Origin of the sequence: Herbaspirillum sp. RV1423 (genome assembly GCF_000577615.1) — a bacterium.
Taxonomy (GTDB): domain Bacteria; phylum Pseudomonadota; class Gammaproteobacteria; order Burkholderiales; family Burkholderiaceae_D; genus Herbaspirillum.
In genome coordinates, this window is sequence record NZ_CBXX010000037.1 from 1 (window position 1) to 23,644 (window position 23,644).

Consider the following 23,644-nt stretch of genomic DNA (forward strand, 5'->3'; position numbering starts at 1 on the left):
ACACCGATGCAAACGCTAATTGACGGAAAGGAGGCCTGGCGAGATAAAATCACCACACTGAACAACTGAATTTGACCTGACAACTGCATACGTCAAACCGGGTGACTGTCAGATCAGATCGCGACTACTACATCTCATTTTTAGAGCGGGTGCGTTATAGGATGAGGTAGCATTTTCGCAAGTCCTTTTTCTTTTCTTCTCTTCTCCGTGCGCTGCTTCCTGCGGTCCATCCATGCAGATTTTTTCAGGTCGATCATCAGCCGGTTGAGCGCACTTGATCGAAGGGGGCGGCTTCATTGCTCCACCGTCCGCCACTTTCCGATTGCTTGATCCGAATTGTTCAACCTCTGCGCGATCACTGTAATTGTCGGCTATCCCGGTGATCTTGCCATGGTGAACAGCACAGAATGGAGAGACTTTACAAGCAGGAGTATCCCGTGTCCCGCTCCGCTCGGATTGGTGCATGCCTCGCATCGTTGCGGTGCAGCAGCATGTGCGGCTGACATCGCTGGCTTGCTCGCCAGCTAGCTTCTCGCGCCGAGGTCGCTTTCCCGCCTGTCGCATAGACGAGTGGACACCGCTAATCTGCAGGATGCAAGCTTGCAGCGCAGGCGCTGGCATGCGTTGTGCTGGTGCAGTGCAATCAGACGTCCGTGTTTGATTCGCACTCAGGCGAGGCTGATCTGTACTCTCGGTGGTTCAGTACAGAAGTCTGGACTTATTGAAATTCTGTATATCCCTGAGACGGATAAGGTTGATTAACATATTTCCATTCCAGCAAACTCAGGGGAGATCAAAAAAGTGAATAAAGGTATCTTTGCAGGGCGGGCAATTGCGTTGGTAAGCATGTTGTTCAGTGTCGGCGCGCATGCCGCCGACATTAAGATCGGACTCGCCGCAGAACCCACGGCGATGGATCCGCACTTCCACAATCTGACGCCAAACAATCAGGTCGTCATGCATATTTTTGAACCGCTGATCATTGCCAATTCCAAGTTTGAATGGCAGCCCGGTTTGGCCGAATCGTTCAAGGCGATCAATCCGACCACCTGGGAATTCAAGCTCCGCCGCAACGTCAAGTTCCACGACGGCAGCGCCTTCGATGCGAACGACGTCCTGTTCACCATGTGCCGTGTGCCGACCGTGCCAAACAGTCCATCCCCCTTCACGCTATACACCAAGGCGATCAAGGAAATGGAAGCGCCTGATCCTTATACACTCATCATCAAGACGGCCGAACCTTATCCTTTGTTGCCCAATGAGCTGTCCTCGGTGGGCATCATCTCCGACTCTTTGATCGAGGGCGAGAAAGTCAAGTTTTCGAGTGCCGGCTGCAAGATTTCGCATGCCATGCCAACTACTGCGGATTTCAACAGCGGCAAGGCTGCCATCGGCACCGGTCCGTTCAAATTCAAGAGTTTCACCAAAGGGGATCGCATAGAATTCGTGCGTAACGACGCTTATTGGGGCAAGAAACCGGCCTGGGATCAGGTCATCATGCGTCCCATCGCCGCACCCGGTTCGCGCGTCGCGGCCTTGCTCTCGGGGGATGTCGATTTTATCGAACGCCTGCCGACGCAGGACAGTGAGCGCGTCAAAGCCGACAAAAATTATAGGATCGCCGACGTCGTCGCGGCCCGCTCGATTTTCCTGGTAATGGATCAGTTCCGCGATCCGCCGCCGGGCGTGACGGGAACCAGCAACAAGAATCCCTTCAGGGATGTGAAAGTGCGCAGGGCGATCTCAATGGCCATTGACCGTACAGCGATCGTCAAGCGCGTCATGGGAGGCGCGGCCGAGCCGGCCAACCAGTTATTGGACAAGTCGTTCTCGGGTGCCGACCCCAAGCTGCCGCAGTTGCAGTACAAGCCAGATGAAGCCAAGAAGCTGCTGGCCGAGGCGGGCTATCCGAACGGTTTTTCGGTGACGCTGGCATCGCCGAACGACCGCTATGTGAATGATGCGCAGGTCGCCCAGGTGGTGGCGCAGTACCTTTCCCGGATCGGCATCAAGGTCATCGTCAATACCATGACCTCCAGTTCCTTTTTCGCCAATCGCGCCAAGTACGACTTCGGTTTCTATCTCGCAGGGTGGGGCGCACAGACAGGAGAAATGTCCTCACCGTTGCGCGCATTGGTTGCTACGCAAAATAAGGATAAGGGATGGGGTGTGTCGAATTTTGGCAAGTATTCCGACCCCGAACTTGACAAGCTGATCGACGAAGCCATGGTTACCGTGGACAACGCCAAACGCGCCGAGCTGCTGGCCCAGGCCAGCAAGCGGTCGATGGACGCAATGGCGGCGGTGCCGCTGCATTCCGAAAAAGCCGTGTGGGCGATGAAGAAGTCGCTGAGCTATGAAGCTCGCGCCGACGAGTTCACCAGCGCCACCAACATCAGCCCCAGCGGCAAATAACCAGGGCGGCACGCGGCGCGGTAAGGCCGTCGTGCCCTTGTATCGCTCGCAATCCTTGAACGCGTGTCCACGATGATTTCATTTCTTATAAAGCGCATCATTCCCTCGCTCATGGCGATGTTCGTGCTTGCGTTGCTTTTGTTCGTCGGTCTGTATGCCATCGGTGATCCGATCGAAATCCTGGTCGATCCGGCCGCCGACGAAGCCACGCGCGAAGCCGTGCGTCAAAGCCTGGGCTTGAATCAGCCGCTCTATATACAGTTCTTTCGTTTCCTTTCGAATGCCTTGCATGGCGACCTGGGAAGCTCGTTCGTCCAGAATGTCCCGGCGATCCAACTGATCTTGCAGCGCATGCCCGCAACCCTGGAATTGGCGGTGCTGGCGCTGGTGATCGCGGTGATCACCGGCGTGCCGCTGGGCATGATGGCCGGCCTCAAGCCCGAGGGGAAGTTGAGCAAAGCGATCATGGGCATGTCGATCTTGGGCTTTTCGCTGCCCGGTTTCTGGATAGGCCTCATGATGGTATTGGGTTTTGCCGTCCTGCTCGGCTGGATGCCTGCCGGAGGACGCGGCCAGACCACCTTGCTGTTCGGAGTGCCGGTAAGCTTTCTGACGTTGGACGGGCTGCATCATCTGATTCTGCCCGCGTTCACATTGTCGTTATACAAGACTGCACTGATCATTCGCTTGAGCCGAGCCGGGACGCGCGAAGTGGTCCAGAATGATTACATCAAGTTCGCGCGCGCGAAGGGTGTGCGGCCGTTGCGCATCATCTGGCTGCATGTATTCAAGAATATCGCGATTCCCATCGTGACCATCGTCGGGTTGGAATTCGGCTCCCTGATCGCTTTCGCTGTGGTCACAGAAACGGTGTTTGCCTGGCCAGGCATGGGCAAGCTGCTCATCGATAGCATTCAGCGGCTGGACCGTCCGGTAATTGTGGCATACCTCTTGGTTGTGATGGCGATGTTCTCGTTGATCAATATCCTGGTCGATTTTACCTATTCGCTGCTCGACCCCCGCATTCGTACGAAAGGAAGGGCATGACATGGAGATCACAATGAAAGCAAACGCGGTAGTCAAGCCGCATTCCAAGGTCAGGTCTTCTTTGTGGTTGCGCACAGGGCAGGATTTCATGCGCAACAAGATCGCGGTGGCAGGTTTGGCCATTTTACTGGTGCTGATCTTGGCAGCGGTGTTCGCTCCCTGGATCACGCCACAGAACCCGTACGATCTCAATCAACTGGATGTGATGAACAGCCACCTGCATCCCGGCACGGCGGCTGAAGGCCTTGGTTATCGCTTCTGGCTGGGGACCGACGACCAGGGCCGCGACATCTACAGCGGCATCATCTATGGTTTGCGCATCAGTCTTTTGGTTGGCCTCGTCAGCACCGGCATCGCGCTGATCATCGGCGCCACCCTTGGATTGCTTGCAGCCTATTTCGGCGGCTGGGTCGACGGATTGCTCATGCGTATCGTGGACATGCAGTTGTCGTTCCCGGCCATGCTCATTGCGCTGATCCTGGTGGCGTTGCTCGGTTCGGGCCTGGACAAGGTCATCATCGCACTCATCGCCGTCCAATGGGCCTACTATGCGCGCACGGTGCGCAGCGCCGCGCTGGTCGAAAAGCAGCGCGAATACATTGAGGCCGCAAAAAGTCTCGGGCTGTCAAGTGGCCGCGTAGTATTCAGCCATCTCCTGCCCAATTGCATTCCTCCGTTGATCGTGGTTGCCACCATGAATATCGCCACGGCGATCTCACTGGAAGCGACGCTGGCATTCCTCGGCGTCGGTGCGCCGATTACCGAGCCTTCACTCGGTCGGCTGATCGCCAATGGCTATTCGTACATGCTCTCTGGAGAATACTGGATCTGCTTTTTCCCCGGTGTGATGCTGCTCATCCTGATCATGTCCATCAACCTGGTGGGCGATCACCTGCGCGACGTGCTCAATCCACGCCTGCAGAAATAACCGACGAGCTGACTAGGAGAGATGAATGGATGACACACTATTGGAAGTGCGCGGCCTGAAAACATGGTTCGAGACGCGCGCGGGAACGGTACATTCGGTGAACAACGTCGATCTCACGCTCAAGCGTGGCGAGATTCTCGGACTTGTCGGCGAATCCGGCTCGGGAAAGAGCGTTACCGGTTATTCGATCATGGGGTTGCTGGAAGCGCCCGGGCGCATCGTCGGCGGTTCGATCCGCTTTCACGGTCGCGATGGCCTGGTCGAGGATCTCGTCAACGTCTCGCAGGAACGCTTGCGTCAATTGCGCGGCGACCGTATTGCCATGATTTTCCAGGATCCGACCACCAGCCTCAATCCGGTATTGAGAGTGGATACCCAGATGTGCGAAGCGCTGCATTCGCACGCCGACATGAGCCATGCCAGTGCGTATCAGATTGCCCATGATGCGCTAAAGCGCGTAGGCATACCTGCGCCGCAGGAGCGGCTCAAATCCTATCCGCATCAATTTTCCGGCGGCATGCGGCAGCGTGTCGCGATCGCCACGGCGATCCTCAACAAGCCGGACCTGATCATTGCCGACGAGCCGACGACCGCGCTGGACGTGACCGTACAAGGCCAGATTCTCTACGAGGTCAAGAAGCTGTGCCGGGAATCCGGCACGGCGCTGATTTGGATAACGCATGATCTGTCGCTGGTCTCGGGCCTGGCCGACAAGATTGCCGTGATGTATGCCGGTCGCATCGTCGAATCCGGTCCTGTGGCCGAGGTCATGTCGGCGCCTCGCCATCCGTACACCATCGGCCTGATGAAATCGATTCCCAGCAATAATCCGCGGGGGCAGCCGTTGTACCAGATCCCAGGGATGGCGCCGTCGGCAGCCGACCTGCCCGAAGGTTGCGCTTTCCGGCCGCGCTGTTCGTTCGCCAGCGAGATATGCGCAACGGTGCCGGAAGGCGTCAATCTGTCGTCCGAACCAGGCGTCGAGCATATGGTTCGCTGTTTTCATGCCGATAAGGTGAAAGTATGAATATCATGGAAGAAGCCGGTACCGTTGCGCAGGCAACCATCAGCGACACGCCGTTGCTGCGGTTGGTGGGAGTCGCCAAGCGCTTCTCGGCGCAGCGCGACATCGTAGATACCGTGCTGGCCAGGCTGATCGGCAAAGGCAGCTTGCCCGCCGTGCACGCCGTGGACGATGTATCGCTGGAGATTCGCAAGGGAGAAGTGCTGGGCCTGGTAGGGGAGTCGGGTTGCGGGAAATCGACGCTGGGCAGAGTGGTTGCCGGCATTCATCCCAAATCTGCGGGAACGATGGAGTGGAAGGGAATATCGGTCGACCGGCTCGATGCACAGCAGCGCAAACGACAGACCTTGGCCATCCAGATGATCTTCCAGGATCCCATGGCTTCGCTCAACCCACGCAAGAGAGTGCGCGACATCATTGGCGAAGCCCCGTTGGCGCATGGCCTGGTCAAGCCCGCCGAGTTGGAGGCGTATGTGGATGACCTGATGACGCGCGTAGGCCTCGACCCCACTTACCAATTGCGTTATCCGCATCAGTTTTCCGGTGGACAACGCCAGCGTATCGGTATCGCAAGGGCACTGGCGGTACAGCCGGAGTTTCTGGTATGCGATGAATCGGTTGCCGCGCTGGACGTCTCAGTGCAGGCGCAGGTGATCAATCTGTTCATGCGCCTGCGCGAGGGATTGGGGTTGACGTATCTGTTCATCAGCCATGATTTGGGAGTGGTTGAGCATATTTCGGACCGTGTGGCCATCATGTATCTGGGCCGTATCGTGGAGGTAGCGCCGACAGTTGAACTGTTCGCCCAGCCCAATCATCCTTATACAAAAGCCTTGCTGGCGGAAATCCCGCGCATTTCGCTTACGCCGCGCGAGTTCAATCCGATGAAGGGGGAGCTTCCTTCTCCGCTGGATCCTCCTCCGGGTTGCCATTTTCATACCCGGTGTCCTTTTGTCATGGAGCGCTGCAAGCAAGAACGGCCTGAGATGAAGACGGTCGCGCAAGGGCATATCAGTGCCTGCCATCTGAATGGATAAGAGTCGGAGCCGGGAGCGGCTGGCCGCTCTGGGCGGCGCGCCATCCTTGCGTTTCGATCAAGCCGGTGCGCCTTCGACAGGCCGTGCATGGATGGATTCCCGGCAGAAAGGCGAGACAGACGAACTGCATCGACTTCAGGTGGAAAGTCCGTCGGGCCGCAAGGAAAAAGTGACATCGCGCTCGGCATTTCTGCAGCAGATGGATGAGGTGGTTCCGTGGGATATGTTGGCGCGCATGGACGTTGGGGGCCAGGTATTCCAGGAGGAGGCCGGCTTTAACGCGGAGCAGGGCTTGCGTATTTTCTTTCTTCAATACTGGTTCGGCCTGTCCGATGAAAGCATGATCGAGTCGATGCAAGATTCCATCTCGATACGGCGCTTTCTTGGGCTGCACAACGGATGTGCGACGCCGACATCAGTCGCGGCCTTGAAGGAATTCCGCTTGTGGCTGGAGCAACGCGACATGGGCGAGCGGCTGCTGGACGCGATCGCGCGACACCTGCACGCGCGCGGCATCGCGGTGACGCCTGGCATGACGAGAGAGCCGCACGCCGAAATCCAACTGCCGCTGCATTGCTGAGGCGGAGATCCGGCGCCTCTTCCGGAGAGCCGGTAGAACCGATAGCGCCGCTCCCATGCGTCCACCATATTCGTACTGCCAATGACCAATGACCGATGGCGCGCCGAGGCGTTCGACCATGCGATTGGTTGCGTCCGGTTTTCTTTGAAGCACGATGCAAAACCGCATCCCGGACAGTTTCATGTCGAGCGAAACGACACCGCAATCCTCTCTCCGTGAAAAACCGAACTGGGGGCGGAGAAAAGATTCATCACAAGGCAGCGCATGTGCGCCATGCCCGAATTCATCACGCTATTGTCTGGGGGAAGCATGATTTCATCTATTCGCAACAAAATGCTGGCGATTAGTGCGGGCACTGTCATTGTGTCGCTGGCGCTTACCACTTTCGCCACGTACATACTCGTGCGCAACGATAATGTGCGCTCGACGCACCAGAACCTGGAAAGCCTGACGGCAGCGAACTCGCTCGCTATCGGCGAGTGGAGTCATGCAAAAGCAACCGCCGTGCAGGCGGTGGCCGCGGAGGTTGAGCATGGAGATTCGCGGGCGCTGGTCAAGCATCTGATGACGGCCGGCGGATTTTCACTGACGACCGGCGGCTGGCAGGACAAATCGTTCGTCTCGGCCACGCCCGGCCTGCCCGCCGATTACGATCCGACCACTCGCCCCTGGTACAAGGAGAGCATCGCAGCCGGAAAACCTCTGATCACGAAACCATATCGCTCGGCCACCGGCGTGCTGCTGGTCTCCTTCACCGCGCCGATGATGCGCGACGGCCGCGCGCAAGGCGTGGTCGCCGGCGGTGTGTCGCTGGACAAGGTCCGCGAAGTGATCGCCGCCGTGCATCCCACACCGTCGAGTATCGGAATGGTTCTGGACAAGGACGGCGTCATCATCGCGCATCCCGATGAAAAGCAACTGCTCAAGCGGGTAGACCAGTTCTCGGAATCCACGTCGCCGCAGGCGATCCTGGCGGCGGCATCAAGCGGCGAGATACTCGCCGCAGATATCGCAGGCGCGCCGAAGCTGCTGCGCGCCAAGAAGATTCCGGATACCGAATGGACACTGGTGGTTGCGCTCGACGAGCGCGAGGCCACCGCAGGGATACGCAGCGTGCTGAGCGCTTCGGCGGTGGCAGTAGTCATCCTGGTGGTGGCCGCGACGCTGTTATGCGCGATGCTCACCGCGCGGTCTTTCCGCAGGCTGTCGCGGGTGCGCGACGCAATGGAGCAAATCAGTTCCGGAAGCGGGGACTTGTCGCAGCGGCTGCCCGTGGTCGGGCGCGACGAGGTGGCGCAGATCGCCGCGTCATTCAATGCCTTTGTGGAAAAGATCGCCGAGGTATTGAAGGAAGTCCGCGACGGCAGTTCGTCGGTGGCGCTGGCGACCGGGGATATCGAATCCGGCCACAGGGATCTTTCTCATCGCACCGAATCCGCCGCGAGTAGCCTGGAAGAGACATCCGCATCGCTGGAACAGATGACGGTGGCAGTGGAAAATTGCGCGGCTTGCGCGGGCCAGGCGGCGGAACTGGCGCGTTCGGTTTGCTCCGGCGCGGTCGCCGGTCGCGACGTCATGGGCACGGTGGTGGCGACTATGGATGACATCTGCCGCGCCTCGGCGAATATCTCCAATATTACCGGCGTTATCGATGCCATAGCATTCCAGACCAATATCCTGGCGTTGAATGCCGCAGTGGAAGCCGCGCGCGCCGGCGAGCAGGGGCGCGGCTTCGCGGTGGTGGCAAGCGAGGTGCGGGCGCTGGCGCAACGCAGCGCGACCGCCGCCAAGGAGATCAAGAGCCTGATCACCGTAGCCGAAGAAAGCGTTGAATCGGGAAGCGTCAAAGTACAAGAAGCCGGGAAGAATATGCAGGAAATCGTCAATGGCATCGAGCGTGTTGCCGCTATCGTGCAGGAAATCAATGTTTCGATGCGTGAGCAGGGCGGCGGCATTGGACAAATCAATGGCGCACTGGCGGAACTGGAGCACTCCACCCAGCAAAATGCGGCGCTGGTCGAGCAAGCTACTGCCGCTTCGGCCACGCTCAAGGAGCAAGCGGCACGCGTCAATCAACTGGTCGGAACCTTTCAGTTCGACTCTGCCCCCGTACGCGGCGCTATTGTGGAAGCCGGAGCACGGGCGCTCCGTCCTTTGATCGCGTTAGGCCGCCCATGAGATGCGCCGGGCAAGGGCGGTCGTTGCGTCGATCGGTTCAGCAGATCGATTTGAACAGATTCGCCAGCGCGGGCTCTCCGCCATAGCAGACATTGAGCCGGAACCAGGGAGTATCCTGCATGCCGTAGCGGAAAACCTTGCCCGGCGCAATGACAATGCCGGCATTCGCGGCCAGCTTCCAGATGTCCGAAGAGCTTTCGAAGTTCGGATGCCTCACCCAGATGAACTTGCCGCCAAGCGGTCGGCAAAACAGATGGAATCCAAGCGGACGCAACATATCCTCGGTTTCGGTCATGCTGCCGGCCAGGCGCAGTCGCAAGCGTTCCACCGACCGGCGATACTGGCCTTCGGTCAGCGCATGAAATACGAATTTCTCGCTTAACTGCGAGCTGGTGATGCTGGTGATCATTTTCATGTTGGCGAGGTCCTTGATGGAATTGGCAGGAGCTGCCACATAACCGACCCGCGCTGAGACCGATAGCGTTTTGGAAAAACTACCTACGTAGAACACCCGGGAAAGCTGATCCAGCGTCGCCAGACGGGGAACTTGTTCCGAAAGCATGTCGGCATAGGCGTCGTTTTCGACGATACGAAAATCGTATTGCTCGGACAAGCGCAGAAGACGATAGGCGTTGCCGGGCGAGATCGTCGATCCGGTGGGGGTATGCAACACCGATTGCGTGAACATGACGCTGGGGCGATGTTCCTGAGCCAGCTTTTCGACCATGTCCAGGTCGGGGCCGTCATGATTGCGGCGCACCGGCAGAGGCTCTATGCCTTGCATTTGCAGATTGCTGAACAGATTGAAATATCCGGGATCGTCGATCAGTACCTTGTCGCCGTGCCGCAGCAGGTAGCGAATGATCAGGTCCATCGCCTGCGATGCGCCTTGGGTGAGCAGCATCTGGTCAGGCTGAGAATAGATTCCTAGATCGGCCAGTTTGGATTGCAGCAAGGTTCGCAAGGGCAGATACCCATAGGGATCGCCATATTGCATCATTGCCGAGTCGACCTTGGAAGCGACTGATTTCAGGCTGACCTTGATCATGTCTGTATCCATCCACTCCTTGGGCAGCTTGCCGGACGTCACGTTGAGCAAGCCGTCTTCGTTCATCAGGTGGGACCGCAACTGCCACAGATGGTCGAAAGCCTTGGCAAATTTTTCGGTCGGATTGCGTTTGTCCGTGATCGGGCGGGGACGCTTGATAAAGAAACCGCTGCGCGGCCGGGACTCCAGATATCCCAGCGCCACCAATCGCTCGAAAGCTTCCGCGACCGTATGGACGCTGGTCAGGTGTTGGTGTGCGAAGAGCCTGATCGATGTCATTTTCGTACCGGAGCGCAAGGAGCCTTTGTCGATCAGGTTCTTGAGCTGTTCCACGATTTGCTCCACCAGAGATAGCTTCGATGCTCTCGACAATTGGATCAATGCCATTTTCGCCCCATCTGTACTCTTTGGTTACCAGTACAGCCATAACAAGTTAATGAGTATCTGTCCATCGCCGACTCTACACAGGTTGACTAACATCGCCTTATTCTAATGAATTTGCAAGGCGCCGTCGATGACGATAAAGACTTTTATTGTCATGGTACAGCGCAAAATCTGTCATGGTGAATTGCGCGATTCCACAGCGTCGCAAGCAGCTTATTTATGGATAATGAATGGAAAAAATGCAATTAATCACCTCAGCACAGCCATCCGCTGAAACCTTGTCGTTGCTGTCCAAACTGATCGGCTTTAACACTGTCAGCCGGGATTCCAATCTGGGCTTGATCGAATGGGCGCGCGATTACCTCCTGGGCTTAGGCGCCGAGGTGAGGTTGACGTACGATCCAACCGGAAAGAAGGCAAATCTGTTCGCCACTTACGGCGAAGGTCCCGGCTTCGGCACCGTTTTTTCCGGTCACACCGATGTAGTACCGGTGGATGGGCAGAAATGGGATACCGATCCATTTGTCGCAACCGCCATGGGTGACCGTATTTATGGCCGCGGTTCCTGCGACATGAAGGGTTTTCTCGCGGTGTGTCTGTCCCAGCTTCCGCGCTTCTCCCGCGAAAAGCTGCATACGCCGCTTCATTTTTCCTTCTCTTACGACGAGGAACTGGGATGCCTTGGGGTAGGCGGTCTGCTGGACGACCTCAAGGCCAATGGCATCACACCCACCGCTTGTATCGTTGGCGAGCCCACCATGATGCAGCCGGTGCTCGCGCACAAAGGCAAGCGCGCCTACCGTTGCTCGGTACACGGCCATTCCGCCCATTCGTCCTCTCCTCAACTGGCAATCAATGCGGTCGATTTCACCGCCGAGCTTATCGTCAAGATTCGCGAGATCGCCCAGCGTGTTCGCGGATCGGAAACCTGGGACCGCGAATTCGACGTTCCGTATTCCACCATTGTCACCACGGTGATTCACGGCGGAAAGGTGATCAACACAATTCCTGACAAGTGTGAGTTCGTGTTCGAGCATCGTTTCCTGCCGGGTGTCAATCCGGAACAAGTCCTGGATGAACTGCGCGCCTACGTCGAACAGACCATGCTGCCGCAGATGAAAGTCGAGGCAGAGGGGGGAAGCGGCGTAAACGCGGGACGCGTCGAGTTTGAAATCCTGTCGTCTTATCCAGGACTCAATTCGAAGCCGTCGGACGATGTGGTCGAGCGCGCCATTCGCATCCTTGGCGCAGGGCGCGCCACCAAGGTTGGCTTCGGCAGCGAGGCGGGGCTGTTCAGTGCAGCCGGCATCCCGGCCGTGATATGCGGGCCGGGAGATATCGCGCACGCACATAAGCCTAATGAATTCGTCACGTTGGAACAGTTGGCGCGGTGTGAAGCTTTTTTTGAAAAATATGTGATGACCACCAGCGTGGACGCTGGGCAGGCCGTCTCCCAGCGAGGAGGCGCATGATGGATCTCAGTGAGCTGCTTGCAGTGTGGTGCGCGGATAGCGGCAAGGAATTTTCGGGATCCTCGATCAAGAAGGCGGAAATCGCGATCGCCGATGTCATGGGTTGCGTGCTTGGCGGACGCAATGAGCCGGCGGTGATCGGTGCAGGCAAGATCACGCCCGACGACGGTAGCGGAAAATCCAGCGCCGTCACGCATAAACAGCCGGTGGCAGCCCCTTGGGCTGCCCTGATCAATGGTTGTGCCGCACATGCCCTGGATTTCGATGACAATTTTTTCCCGCCTGTGACTCATGCCAGTGCGTCTCTGGTGCCCGCGTTGTTGGCGTTGGGAGAAGACATCGACGCCAAGCCGGCTGAAATTGTTTACGCCTACATCGCAGGGCTGGAGGTAGAGGCGCAACTGGGCAAGCTGGTCAATCCCTCGCATTACGAGTCTGGCTGGCATTCCACTTCGACCATCGGTACGATCGGAACGGCTGCGGCCTGCGCCGTTTTGATGAAACTGGGCGAGCAGGGCATTCTGCATGCCATCAGTATCAGCTCCAGTCTGGCCGCCGGCAGCAAGCGCCAGTTCGGATCGATGGTCAAACCGATGCATGCGGGATTTGCTGCGATGCACGGGGTCATCGCGGCCAAGCTGGCAAGTGCAGGTGTGACCGGGGTGGCCAATACGCTCCAAGGGAAATGGTCGTTCGAAGAACTATATGCCGGCGGCGGCAATCTGGGCGAGTTTTCACCGGCGACCTTCCCGGATGCGCCGCTGGCGATCGACGAGTATGGTTTGGTGGCTAAGCTGTATCCTTCATGCATGTCGTCGCACCTGGGCATTGACGCGATGTTGGCGTTGTCGGCCGACCATGAATTCAAGACCGATGAGATCAAGTCGATCAATATCCATATGCCCGAATTCATGGTCGCCAATCTGCGATACCAGAAGCCGGCATCACCGTCGGAGGCCCGGTTCAGCATGAACTATTGCGCGGCGCTCGCACTGGTGCGCGGCATCCCTCGAATGAGTCATTTCACTGAGAAAGCGCTGACCGATGGCGAGGTGATGCGCTTGCTTCCTCTGGTTCACATGCATGTCAGGGAAATCTTGCCTGAGACTGAAAGCCTGCCTTGGGGGGGAGATTGCCTTGCGCGCATTACGCTTGTCGACGGCAAGGTTATCGAGCACCGCGCAGTGTATCCCAAGGGCTGCCCGCAAAACCCCCTCACCGAAGATCAGCAGCGCCAAAAATTTACCGAGTGCGCTCGGAATAATACGTCCGGCATGGATGCCGAGGCATTGTTTGAAAAATTCAGCAATTTCTCTCGCGTGGGCAAGTTGGACAATTTGCTCCGATGCCTGCGTGCCTGAATTGCATAAAAGGAATAACCTGGCGTCCTTGCGTGTGAAACTATGGGGAGCCTTGTGGGCCGGTATCGTTGGGATGGCGCATTTTTTGCCTTGAACGAGACGCGATTTTCCACGCTGTCCCAAGACGCTGCCGTTGAGTGTCCAGGCTAGAACTCATTTCATCAATAGGCGTGAGATGCGTTCTAAATGGTTTTTTCCATTCTCCAATTCTGTAGAAATTGACATGACACTCCTGACCGATCGCAATATCCCGAACCGCTCTGTTGCCCTGCCGCAGTCGAATTCGACACGTTATGGCCGCGGACAAAAAATCTTCGTTCTGATAACCCTGCTGTTTTCCTGGATCCTGGCCAATGCGGACCGCATGGCCATGAGCGTTTCCATCATTCCTATCAGCAAAGAGTTTGAACTCGATGCTCGCGCTGCCGGCATGGTGCTGGGTTCGTTCTACATCAGTTATGCGTTGATGCAACTGATGGCCGGTTGGATGGCGGACCGTTTCGGTTCGCGCAAAGTGTTGGTGTTTTGCGTTGCCTGCTGGTCCGTTTTTACCAGCCTGACCGGAATGGCAGGTTCATTCGCCATATTGGTGGCAATTCGTCTGCTGTTCGGCCTGGGCGAGGGGGGCTTTGCGCCGGCCAGCACGGTCACCATCGCCGAAGCATTTCCGAAGCAGGAACGTGCGCGCGCCAAATCTCTGATCATTGGGGCGACTTTCATCGGCAGCGCCATCGGCACGGGCGCGATCGCCGCGCTGATGCAGGTGCATGGGTGGCGGTTTGCCTATCACGTGTTTGGTCTGGTCGGCGTTGTGGTCGCCATCGTACTGTGGTTCGCCGTGAAAGATTCGTCGGCGCGCACCCGCGGCGCACGCCCCAAAGGGCTGTTCGGCCAACTGCTGCGCAATTCGCTGATGAGAAAAACCATGTTCATTTTCTTCTTCAGCAATATCGTTTATGTCGGCCTGATTTCCTGGATGCCCACTTTCCTGGTCAAGACGCGCGATATCGATATCCTGCACGTCGGCATCGCTTCATCGATTCCTTATCTGGTGGCATTTGCTGCGCTCAACGGCGTGGGCTGGTTGCTCGACAAGGTTGGCGAAGGCCATGATCGCCTCTTCATGGCGGTGGGGGCGGCGATGGTCATCATTTTCCTGAGCCTCATGGCGGTCGCGACATCGCTGCCGTTGCTGATGACTTTCTGGACCCTCAGCCTGGTCGGTTATACCGCCATCTATGGCACCGTGTTTGTCATTCCGCTAAAGCACCTTCCGGACGAAGCCGTCGGCACCGCCTCCGGCATCATCAACTTCGGAGGACAGATCGCCGCCGGCATCGGTCCTGTGGTCATCGGTTTCTTGATCAACGCGAGCAAGGGTTCGTTCGCTCCTGCTTTCGTATTCCTCATCGGCTCCGGCGTCTGTGCGCTGTTGATTTCGCTGACCTGGAAATCGAAGGCCGTTCGAGCCGGAGAAGAAGGCGCCTGATGGTCTTATGCCAGACATATTCTCATCGTAGCCTTGTAAATCCGTCTATTTCTGAGGTGGCATAGCCAGGATGCCCGCAAGGCGACCTGACGCAAAAGGAGTCTTGAGAATGAACCATATCAATTCACGCGATTGCTTGCAGTGTGGGCCCGACCCCAAGCGCGTCGAGATTCCGGGACGTCGGGTTCGCCAAGACTGCGGATGGCAAGACGCCTTATTGTGGTCTCGTCACTGGAGCAAGCAGTTTGTGCGACAGATCTTCCCTGCATGCAAAGAGGGGGCGTGACAATGAAAGCAGCGTGCCATGTCCGCAGCGCGGCGTTATTTGACCGAATAAGAGGCGCTTTGGGCCGTTGCGGTTGCGACGTGTTGCCATTGGAGTCTGAAATGACCTTGCTGCGCTCGTTCTGGCTCAACCATTTCGACGTCGTCATTGTCGATCAACACGGGGCTGGCGGATCGGATGGCAACATCTTCCCCTGGTTGCGATCGCGCAGCGACCGACCCCCTGTGCTCGTGCTGCTACCGAGCGGGAGTCCAGGTCTTGGCGCGCTCGCGCTGGACAGCGGCGCCGATGATTGGATGAGCCAGGCGTTCGATCCGCGGGAACTGGCCGCCAGGGTCAATGCGATATCGCGCCGTCGCAGACAAGGTGCGCCGCGCCGTGTCATCGAATTGCGGGGCTTTGCGCTGGACCGTGACACATCAGGTTTCAGTTTTGAGGGCCGGGAAATCAAGTTGACTAGGCGCGAATTCAGCATCGCCTGGCAGCTTTTCTCTTCCCCGGGCGTCTATATTTCCCGCAAGACATTATGCACATTGGTAACGGGACCGGACGGTGCAATGGCCGCACGCACCATCGATTTGCATATCTCTAAACTGCGAGGGAAACTGCGGGAGTTGCCGGGCCAGGTTGAGGCGGCCATGACGGCCTGTGGGTATGGGTATCGCCTGGAGATCAAGGGCAAGGAAGCGCCCCTGGACGAGCAGTACCTGAAATGAAAAATCCCGCCAGGGCTTCTGGCGGGAATTCGAGATAAGCCCTGGCAGGTAAGCGGCGCATTGAGATAATGGCACCGCCTTGTAACAATCTGGGGTTAAGGTTATTTGCCTTTGGCAGCCGTATCCGCTTCGGTTTGCGCGGTGATTTCGGTGCGAGGAAGTTGCTTATTTTTCTTCGCTGCATCCATGTTTTCCTGCGTACGTGGATCGTCCACTGGCAGATCGGGCAGGTCAGGCTGGCGGCTAGGCGGAGGACCTTCCTTGTCGTTGACGATGTGTTCCTGGGAACTCTTTCCAACGAATACCCATTGGAATTCACCGTTGCGCTTGGACAGCAACAAGTTGTTTTCCAAGGTACGAGGCGACTGATTCATCGGATTCAGGGCTGGCAGGCCTTCGAGCGTGTTCACCAGTTCGGCAAAGGTCGGCGCGTCTTCCGGCTTCAGGCCCTTCTCTTCCCATTGGCGTTCCGCCTCGGTCTTCAACATATGCAATTGCAGGCCCTGCATGTGTTTGGCCAGGATCGTGGAGCAACTGCCGCCCTCCCTCAGACTGCGATGCAGATTGGCGGGATTGCGCGCCCATTCAGCGGCACCGAAAGCGCTCTTGCCATAGTCGACCGCTTTCTTGCGGGCTTCATCGTCAAGTCCGAGCGTGCCGGCTTTTGGATTGGCCCGGCCTTCAATCGTATGCGGTGCGAAAGAACGGCTTAAATCGGCCATGGAATAGTCGATTTGTCCTGCGTGCATCATGAGGCTTTGCGCCAGGAAAGAACCGAAAGTCTCGTCGACGGGTTTATACCACTTGGTCAGTGCAGACTCTTCCTGGTTCAGGAAGGCCGGCTGCAACGTCATGTACGGTACTTCCTTGTCGGCCCCTGCGCGCGCTTCCATGGCTTCAGGTTCGCCATCTGTGCCATATTGGGTGGATCGCAACGGATTGTTTCTGTCGTGGACCCAGACACCCATATGTACGGTTCGCTGCCCCCCCTGATTTTGCGAGGCGGGAATGCCGTTGTGGTCGCCGGCCTGCTTTTCCACGGTGATGATCCGGTTGGCGCGCAGTTCGCGATCTTGCGGTTCATATACCGCGTACATATAGCCTGGATTGGCATCGTCTTTGTGGCGGACTTCGATATTCGGATTGTTTGCTTCCTTGTCCATATCCAATTCGGCCAGCAAATCGGCAATCGGGCGTCCGTTCATCGGAGCCAGGCTGGGAAACTTCTCTTTATAAAAGTTGTAGCATTCTTCCTTCAGCCCCGAGTCGGAGAATTGCTTCATGTACGTTTCGCAAAATTCCTGGACTGCGAATTCTCGCCGTAGTTGCGTACCCTTGCTGGCGCTGGCGCCGCTGGCTGTTTCCGGAGACGTGGTGGACCCGGGAGCCGGCTTGTCGGTTTCCGTTTTGGAAGCGGATCCTGATGTTGGCGGCGGGGTAAATTGAATATAAGTGGGGGTTAGTGACTGGATGGGCATTTCTATTCCTTTGCGGACCGCGCCAAATTGGCTGCATACTCTCGTTGTGCCGTTTACCGGCGCTGGTCATGTTTTTCGATATGGGGCGTGGAGGGCGATCTGACGACCGACACCTGCCAAGCCTGTGTCCTTGGTGCTGAACGGAAATTCAAGCTGATTGCAGACATTGAATTTTCTGACGTCTTATCGCACCGTCCGTGCATCATGTCAGGCCGTCTTCAGACCGGTGTTTGCATGATGGACAGGCAATGTGGGCTTCTTTTTATTCATTGCGAAGTCACGAAGCTGTCATGATTAGGTGACCGCAGAAAAGTGCCGGTTCCATTTATGTTGCACATGTATCTGGAAGCGCCTGATCAGGCATACCGAGGCGTCATGGAACAGCCAAAAGGGAATGGACGAAAAGCGCAGGCGCGGCAAACGGCAAGGCCGCACGACGTATCGTGCGGCCTTGCGGGTTGGCGGGGCCTGGAAGGTCCCCGGACGTTGACGGAAGGGGAGTATCAGTTCTTGCCATCGGCGGCAGTATTGGTCCAATTGCGCAGGATGAGGTTGGCTGCGGCGGCATTCGCCTTGACCGGCGGATTGTCCAGTAGCTGGGTTTTGCGCCATTCCTTGGCTTTGGCCGCCACGAACACCAGCGCGTCCCTCAACGATTTGCCGGTGAGCGCGTCGATCGCATAACGATGTTGGTAGATGACCCGCCCGGAGAGCGGTGAAATCGCATACATGGGACCGTTGGCAGCGTACATGAGCAGATTGGCTTCCAGCAGCATCCTGGATACCTCCGCTTCGCGGCCCTTGAAGATTTCTCCAAAATCGCAATACACCAGCAGCGTTCCCTCGTTCATTTCAGTGCCTGGGTGGATGGAGAAGACGACATCATTGACCGAAACCGGGCCGCCATCGATGATGCTTTTGGGGTTCTTGTTCTGGCTGATTTCGCAAAGATCGTGAATCAGTTTTTCGTAAAGCTGCTTGGACATGGTTTCCTTTCAGGGTGCAATAGATGCAATGGATGCGGTCGTCGGCGTCGAAGGTATCGCGGCGGAGCGTCGTCGTTCAACACGATGGTGCGCCGCCGATTCAACGCCGAATCGGGCGTCAATACTCACGCGGCCGCGTGCAGTTGGGCGCGTGCGTCTAGTTCCTCTTGGGCGCGCGCGTCCAGGAGATCGTTGGCCTGTTTCAATACCTTGGAGGAATCGATGAGCATATCGACCAGCGTCTGGGCCGCATCGACGGGGATGCTGCCCTGGAGATCCTGTTTCTGGCCTGGAGTCATGGCTTGTTCACCCGGTTCGATTTCCGTGCAGAACTGCCCGCGCATGTCGATCTTGATTCCTTGCGCTTCAGCTTGCATGATGGCCAGCACTTCACCGTCGTGGATCTGTTGGGCGGCGAGTTTGAGATCTCCGGCCTTTACGCCGCGATAGATGCCGTTGGTAATCAGTTCCTGCGCCTTCGGGCCGGGAATGGACCAGTTGATTGGCGGCAGGGAATACTTTTCGCGCATTTCCTGTTCCTGTTGCGGATACAGGCCGCCATTGACGGTACCTTCGGTAGCGATGATCACGATGTTGATCTCCTCGGTGCGATCTCCGTATTTTTTTGCCAGGTGATACATTACGGAATCGGCAATGTGAAGGAACGGAACCGTGCTTTCCTGGGCCAAAATCTTGTGGTACAAGTGGGCCGTGTTGCAAGGCATTCCTTTGACGTGCGCGCCGCCGGCTGTGGCGCGTTCGCTCAGATCCAGCATTCCCCACAGTGGGTTCTCCGGAACCTTGGCGGTGAGGTGTTGATACCATGCCGCCTCGTCGCTGCGATCGCCCGTGAATGAGTTCAGATAGGCTGTGCGATCCTGGATCAGAGTCGCCTGATTGTACAGAGCGACGGGCATGTGCTCTTGATCGGCTGCGGGACTGCCGTCTTTGTTCGCGCTATGAAAGGTCTTGGTTATCATGTCGACGCCGGCCAGCGGGCCCATGCCGGCGACCAGCGCCGCTTCGACGTACCGCTGATTGGCAGGATAGGGAATGACGTCGGCGTTGATGCCTTCCGTATTCAGTTTGACCTCGCGGGCATGCGCCTTGAGCGCCGACTCGCCAAGCTTGACATCCTTGGCCCAGCTTTCGACGCCGTGGAAAAGCATGGTGTAGACATCTTCGTTGGTAAAACGGTATTTGGGACCGGTGGACGCGGTGAGACTTGCAGCCTCGATGGTGCGTGGACCTTGAGGCGCTGTGTCGGTAGGTAAAGGGTATTGATGATGTAGAACGGTGGAAAGAAACGGCATTTGATTACCTCTAAATTCTGTCGATGATCGAGATCCGGATTCCGGCGGGCGGGAACCTCCTGCGCGTCGCGGTAGGACAGCGTCTGTGCGCGGGGCGCCGACCGGCGTCCGGGAGTATTGTTGTTTGCGGGCGGGCTTTTACGCCTCGCCTTCTTCGGTGGAGGAAAAAGGAAAGATGGTTCCATCCATGCATGGCATACCTTCTCCTCGTTGCGAGAAAAGCGAGACGGACAAGCCGCCACGGATAGCCGGAAAGCGGCACATGCGGCCGTCTTGGCAATCGCCGTACCACATCGCCATCAAGGCGGCAGTGCGTTTTGTGTTGCTGCCTTGCGGGGAGATTGTCGCGTCGGCATGAGCGCAGCGCTCGCGGCAGGCGCAATGCGCGACCATGCATGAGGCGATGCGGCCATCTTGTTGAGGGAAGAGAAGAAGACTGCTGGCTGCGGCGCCGCGCGGGCGGCGCCTTGTGCGTTGTTCAGGCCGCGCTTGAGAAGCGCAGCAATTGCCGACGGGCGCCGTCGGATTTGCGCGGCGACGCCTTGCCAGGTCCGTCGAGGAAGCACCCGCCGTTACGCCATTGCTTGGCTTGTCCGGCGTGGTCCTTCATCTTGTTGATCAAATCCAGTGCGTCCAGTCCGGCCAGCGATAGCCGGCGAGACAGCAATACATGGCCGTTCTCATGGTTCATCGACATGACCGGTTGTTCCTCGCCCTGCAATGACAGATTGAGTTCCAGCAGGCGTTGCATGACGGCTTCTTGCTGATGACGAGGCAGCGGCCCGAAATCGCAGAAGATCACGATGACAGCCTGACCCTTGCTGTGCTCGGTTTTGAGGGGGGCGGGACGAGGTGAATTTTTGCCGGCGCCAGGGGCGGCATCGCCGACCTTGGCTGGTTTGCCTTCTATCAATGAAAAGAATACCCGGTCGATTTCCAGATCCACACGGTCATAGAAAGAAGGCTGCACCGGCATTTCCACCAATTTGCACAGCTCGTCAATTAATTTTTCGTATTGCTCTGTCGCCATTGCTGACCTTTTTCAGGATGCGGTTGAGCACAGTCGCCGCGCCGACCTTAAGCGGGATGCTTGTCTTTGGGGGCCGAGGTTGTGCCTGCCTGGGTTTGCTCATCGAAGTTGTCGCCTTCGCCCGGCTCCATTTCTTCGTTGACCTGCTGCAGCACAGGCAGTGCTTCCTCGAAAGCTTCGAGGGATTGCTCCGGACTTACCAGACGTTCTTGCTCGACCAGCGCATCCAATTTTTTCAAAACTCTATTGAGCTTGGACAGCGTGTCAGGCGTCTTGACACTGATGATTCCGGTTTCGATCAGCAAGGCGAGGTTGCGCAGTGAGCGTGTGGCCATATACATGAAGTCGTTGGAGCCGCGCGCGCGCAAAATGTCGCGCGTCATCAGCTTGAAATTCTGCGTGACTCTTTCCGCCACTTCACCCGCGGACGATTGCATCAGGTGCACGCCAAGCCGTACGCCGCTGGCCACGGCAATCATGGACACCGCCGCGATATTGAGCAGATGCAGCGCGGCCATGATATCGGTGCCGATCGAACGTGCGGCGGCTGTCTCGTGATAGTGCGGATTCTTGTTTTTGATGGCTTCCGTGATCAAGCTGAGCAGTGAACCCACCAGCACAGCTCCGCCAGGGTTGGCGATGATCGCCTGGTAGGTGCGTACGACGCCGGCAATCACCGCTGCGCCATATTCGGCGAAATCGTGCGAACGGCGGTCGCCGTCAAGCAAGAATCCCATGAGGAATGCTGGAGAATTGCGGAAACTATCTTGGCGCTCGGGATCCATCAGTGCCGCAGCCGCCTGGCGATGACCTGAATTGCTGGAAATGTCAGTGAACTTCAATTCCTGGATATGGAGCTGATCCAGGACGGTGTCCCTATACTGATGGAAAACCGTATCGTATTTCTGCCTCTTTCCGTCGCTGAGTGCGTTGACCTTGGGACGAATGACTCGATCGAGCTCGAGATAGCGGGTTTCGTCGTCGGTGCCAATCACCGGTTCGCGCAATGCATCCCACGCTGAGAGTTTGTTGTGTTCCCAACATTCGTCACGGTTCATGCCGATCTCGTCGGCCAACTGATCGCACAACTGACGTTCGGTCGCGGCATCCAGATCGTCGCGCGCCTCGAAGATTTGCTGGCCCAGTTCCAAAATGACCGGGTTTCTTCCTTTGGCTTCTACGGCTATCTGGTACTTGGCATCAAGCGTATTCCAGCGCGTAGCCATCTCGTGACGCAAGTCCAGCGCGCGATACTCGCGCCATGTTCGTTTCGTCACATCAAGCAGCTTGGCGGCTGCCTTGGGTAAATGTTCTGCCGACTGCTCCTTGAGGATGCCCAGGAATTGTTGCTGGCCGATTTGTTCATAGGTGCGCCAGGCGGTCTGGAGAAATTCTTCTCCCTTCTCAGGCGTCGCTTTGGCGATATTGAGGCGCATCTGGCCATACTGTTCCCGCACCTGGTCGCCGCGCGCGAGGAAAGGTTGCGCCGCAGTTTGAACTGCGGTGGTGCCCGTCACGAACCATCCGCTGATGGGTTGGTGTGAAGTGTATGCCGACCAGGTGGCCGCCATGTTGCCGTACATGCGAACTGCTTGCAGCCAGCATTGGTTCCTCAGGCCGCCGCTGTCCCATACCTTGCCGAACAGACTGGCGCATTGATAGTCGAGCATGCCATTGCGCAGCGCGGTCTCGGCGGTGCGATAAGCAGTTTCGGCCTCTTCTCGCAGTGCCGGATTGTCGGGATTCTCGGCGGCGGCCTTATACAAGCCTTGCAGATATTCCGGCTTGTAAGCAGGGACTTCCATCAGTTCATCGAGTTTTTTCGCGGCGTCCTGCGTAGTGCCGACGCCGGATAGCGTCATATCCTTCATCGCTTCGGCAATATTCGGTGCGCCGTGCGTGAACTGGAGATCTTTGGCGGGAGTGATGTGAAGCAGGAAGTCGGCATCTCGTTCCATGGCCACGATGCCGGCGGCGAGCGTACCCGCGAAGTTGACTGACGACGCAGCCAGTCCGCCTGCCTTGCCACTCCAGTAGTTGATCAGGTAAGGCATCATTACCGGGAATATCTGGTTGATCGCGCGTCCTTTGACCGAGCGCAGCCCAGAGAGGACGCCGCCATTTTCCCAGGATTCTTCCAGCTTTTTCCTCAGTGCGGGGATGTCCGCATCGGGACCGGCATATAGTCTCAACATGGCGTCGATGGCTTTGTCGAAGTCCTCATTTTTCATTGTTCGCATCGCCACATCGCGTGCTGTGTAGAATTGTCGCAGCAGTTGTAGATCGAAGTGGCGCCGGACGTGAGTTTGCAGCGTCTTCTGGGATTTTTCCAGAAGGGCGTCGGCGTCGACCTTCGTGATTTCGAAGTCGGGCAGGCGTTCGGTCGCATCGCCCGCATGGAGTCTTACGCTGGAAAAGACGCTGGCCTTGCTGGTTTTATCGTGCGTGCGGCTCAAGGGCGAATTTTCGGTGTCCTGTGTGGTAAAGGGTAAGACGGGCGTGCGCGATGCGCGCACGCCTTGTGCGCTGCTGCTGCCTGCCTGCTCGGTCTCGGGGTAGGTGATCATTTCCATATTATGGGTTGGGTCTATGGTGTTTTTGTTCCCGGTGCTTGCCATGGTGTATGTATTCCTGTGCGTGCAAGGGCGACATGCACCCATTGCAGTGGTAAAAAAACGGCCGACGCGCTTGCCGCGTTCGAGGCTGCCATCATTCGGTGCAGGGCGTAGGGTTCCGGCGCCCGGTATGGATACGCCATGGTCTGTCGGAATCACCTATCGCACTGCCTGTAAGTGAGTAGTGCAGGAACGGTGGTTCCATCCTATTTTTCGGTAATGGATATACTGCCGGTCCCCGGGGGCTGCCGCGAGGC

At 57.4% G+C, this 23,644-nt stretch carries 17 protein-coding genes; 11 read left to right on the top strand and 6 right to left on the bottom strand.

Annotated features, from left to right (window positions below):
* The first annotated feature begins 846 nt into the window (after positions 1–846).
* The 7 genes from RV1423_RS23230 to RV1423_RS23260 all read left to right on the top strand — a co-directional run bounded on the left by RV1423_RS23230 (position 847) and on the right by RV1423_RS23260 (position 9,209).
* Entirely contained in the window at positions 847–2,415 is a 1,569-nt protein-coding gene (locus RV1423_RS23230; RefSeq protein WP_034302060.1) for an ABC transporter substrate-binding protein, read from the top strand.
* Between the two features lie 72 nt (positions 2,416–2,487).
* Positions 2,488–3,462, top strand: a complete 975-nt coding sequence (locus RV1423_RS23235; RefSeq protein ID WP_034302062.1) for an ABC transporter permease — start codon at positions 2,488–2,490, stop codon at positions 3,460–3,462.
* 13 nt (positions 3,463–3,475) lie between these two features.
* Positions 3,476–4,390 (top strand): ABC transporter permease, encoded by a 915-nt coding sequence (locus RV1423_RS23240; protein WP_081768971.1) that lies wholly within the window; start codon positions 3,476–3,478, stop codon positions 4,388–4,390.
* 25 nt (positions 4,391–4,415) lie between these two features.
* Positions 4,416–5,417: an ABC transporter ATP-binding protein gene (locus RV1423_RS23245; RefSeq protein ID WP_034302063.1), complete on the top strand. Its 1,002-nt coding sequence runs from the start codon at positions 4,416–4,418 to the stop codon at positions 5,415–5,417.
* On the top strand, positions 5,414–6,451 hold the full coding sequence (locus tag RV1423_RS23250; protein WP_081768967.1) for an ABC transporter ATP-binding protein: 1,038 nt from the start codon (positions 5,414–5,416) through the stop codon (positions 6,449–6,451). Before RV1423_RS23245 ends, RV1423_RS23250 begins: the two co-directional genes overlap by 4 nt.
* On the top strand, positions 6,444–7,031 hold the full coding sequence (locus RV1423_RS23255; protein WP_034302065.1) for a transposase: 588 nt from the start codon (positions 6,444–6,446) through the stop codon (positions 7,029–7,031). Before RV1423_RS23250 ends, RV1423_RS23255 begins: the two co-directional genes overlap by 8 nt.
* Positions 7,032–7,340: 309 nt before the next feature.
* Complete coding sequence (locus RV1423_RS23260; RefSeq protein WP_034302126.1) at positions 7,341–9,209, top strand: methyl-accepting chemotaxis protein; 1,869 nt, start codon at positions 7,341–7,343, stop codon at positions 9,207–9,209.
* Between the two features lie 37 nt (positions 9,210–9,246).
* Here RV1423_RS23260 and RV1423_RS23265 read toward each other — a convergent pair whose 3' ends face one another.
* Positions 9,247–10,644, bottom strand: a complete 1,398-nt coding sequence (locus RV1423_RS23265; protein ID WP_034302066.1) for a PLP-dependent aminotransferase family protein — start codon at positions 10,642–10,644, stop codon at positions 9,247–9,249.
* 227 nt (positions 10,645–10,871) lie between these two features.
* On the opposite strand from RV1423_RS23265, the gene argE reads away from it, so the two are divergent.
* From argE to RV1423_RS23285, 4 genes are all read left to right on the top strand, one after another.
* The gene (gene argE, locus RV1423_RS23270) at positions 10,872–12,113 is read left to right on the top strand and encodes an acetylornithine deacetylase (protein WP_034302069.1); all 1,242 of its coding nucleotides are present in this window, start codon (positions 10,872–10,874) and stop codon (positions 12,111–12,113) included.
* The gene (locus RV1423_RS23275; protein ID WP_081768968.1) at positions 12,110–13,474 is read left to right on the top strand and encodes an MmgE/PrpD family protein; all 1,365 of its coding nucleotides are present in this window, start codon (positions 12,110–12,112) and stop codon (positions 13,472–13,474) included. The genes argE and RV1423_RS23275 overlap by 4 nt, the downstream gene beginning before the upstream one ends.
* A gap of 223 nt (positions 13,475–13,697) precedes the next feature.
* A complete protein-coding gene (locus tag RV1423_RS23280; RefSeq protein WP_051516883.1) occupies positions 13,698–14,963 on the top strand; it encodes an MFS transporter in 1,266 nt (421 codons plus the stop codon).
* A gap of 387 nt (positions 14,964–15,350) precedes the next feature.
* Positions 15,351–15,965, top strand: a complete 615-nt coding sequence (locus tag RV1423_RS23285) for a response regulator transcription factor (RefSeq protein WP_051516884.1) — start codon at positions 15,351–15,353, stop codon at positions 15,963–15,965.
* 101 nt (positions 15,966–16,066) lie between these two features.
* Here RV1423_RS23285 and RV1423_RS23290 read toward each other — a convergent pair whose 3' ends face one another.
* The 5 genes from RV1423_RS23290 to RV1423_RS23310 form a co-directional block, all read right to left on the bottom strand.
* The gene (locus tag RV1423_RS23290; RefSeq protein WP_034302074.1) at positions 16,067–17,248 is read right to left on the bottom strand and encodes a hypothetical protein; all 1,182 of its coding nucleotides are present in this window, start codon (positions 17,246–17,248) and stop codon (positions 16,067–16,069) included.
* Between the two features lie 698 nt (positions 17,249–17,946).
* Positions 17,947–18,429 carry a CesT family type III secretion system chaperone gene (locus RV1423_RS23295; protein ID WP_034302077.1) on the bottom strand — a complete coding sequence of 161 codons (483 nt, stop codon included), beginning with the start codon at positions 18,427–18,429 and terminating at the stop codon, positions 17,947–17,949.
* Positions 18,430–18,554: 125 nt separating this feature from the next.
* Entirely contained in the window at positions 18,555–19,742 is a 1,188-nt protein-coding gene (locus RV1423_RS23300) for an aspartate/glutamate racemase family protein (protein WP_081768970.1), read from the bottom strand.
* A 478-nt stretch (positions 19,743–20,220) separates the two neighbouring features.
* Complete coding sequence (locus tag RV1423_RS28700) at positions 20,221–20,772, bottom strand: CesT family type III secretion system chaperone (protein WP_051516886.1); 552 nt, start codon at positions 20,770–20,772, stop codon at positions 20,221–20,223.
* 47 nt (positions 20,773–20,819) lie between these two features.
* Positions 20,820–23,339 carry a hypothetical protein gene (locus RV1423_RS23310; RefSeq protein ID WP_155835231.1) on the bottom strand — a complete coding sequence of 840 codons (2,520 nt, stop codon included), beginning with the start codon at positions 23,337–23,339 and terminating at the stop codon, positions 20,820–20,822.
* Between the last annotated feature and the right edge of the window lie 305 nt (positions 23,340–23,644).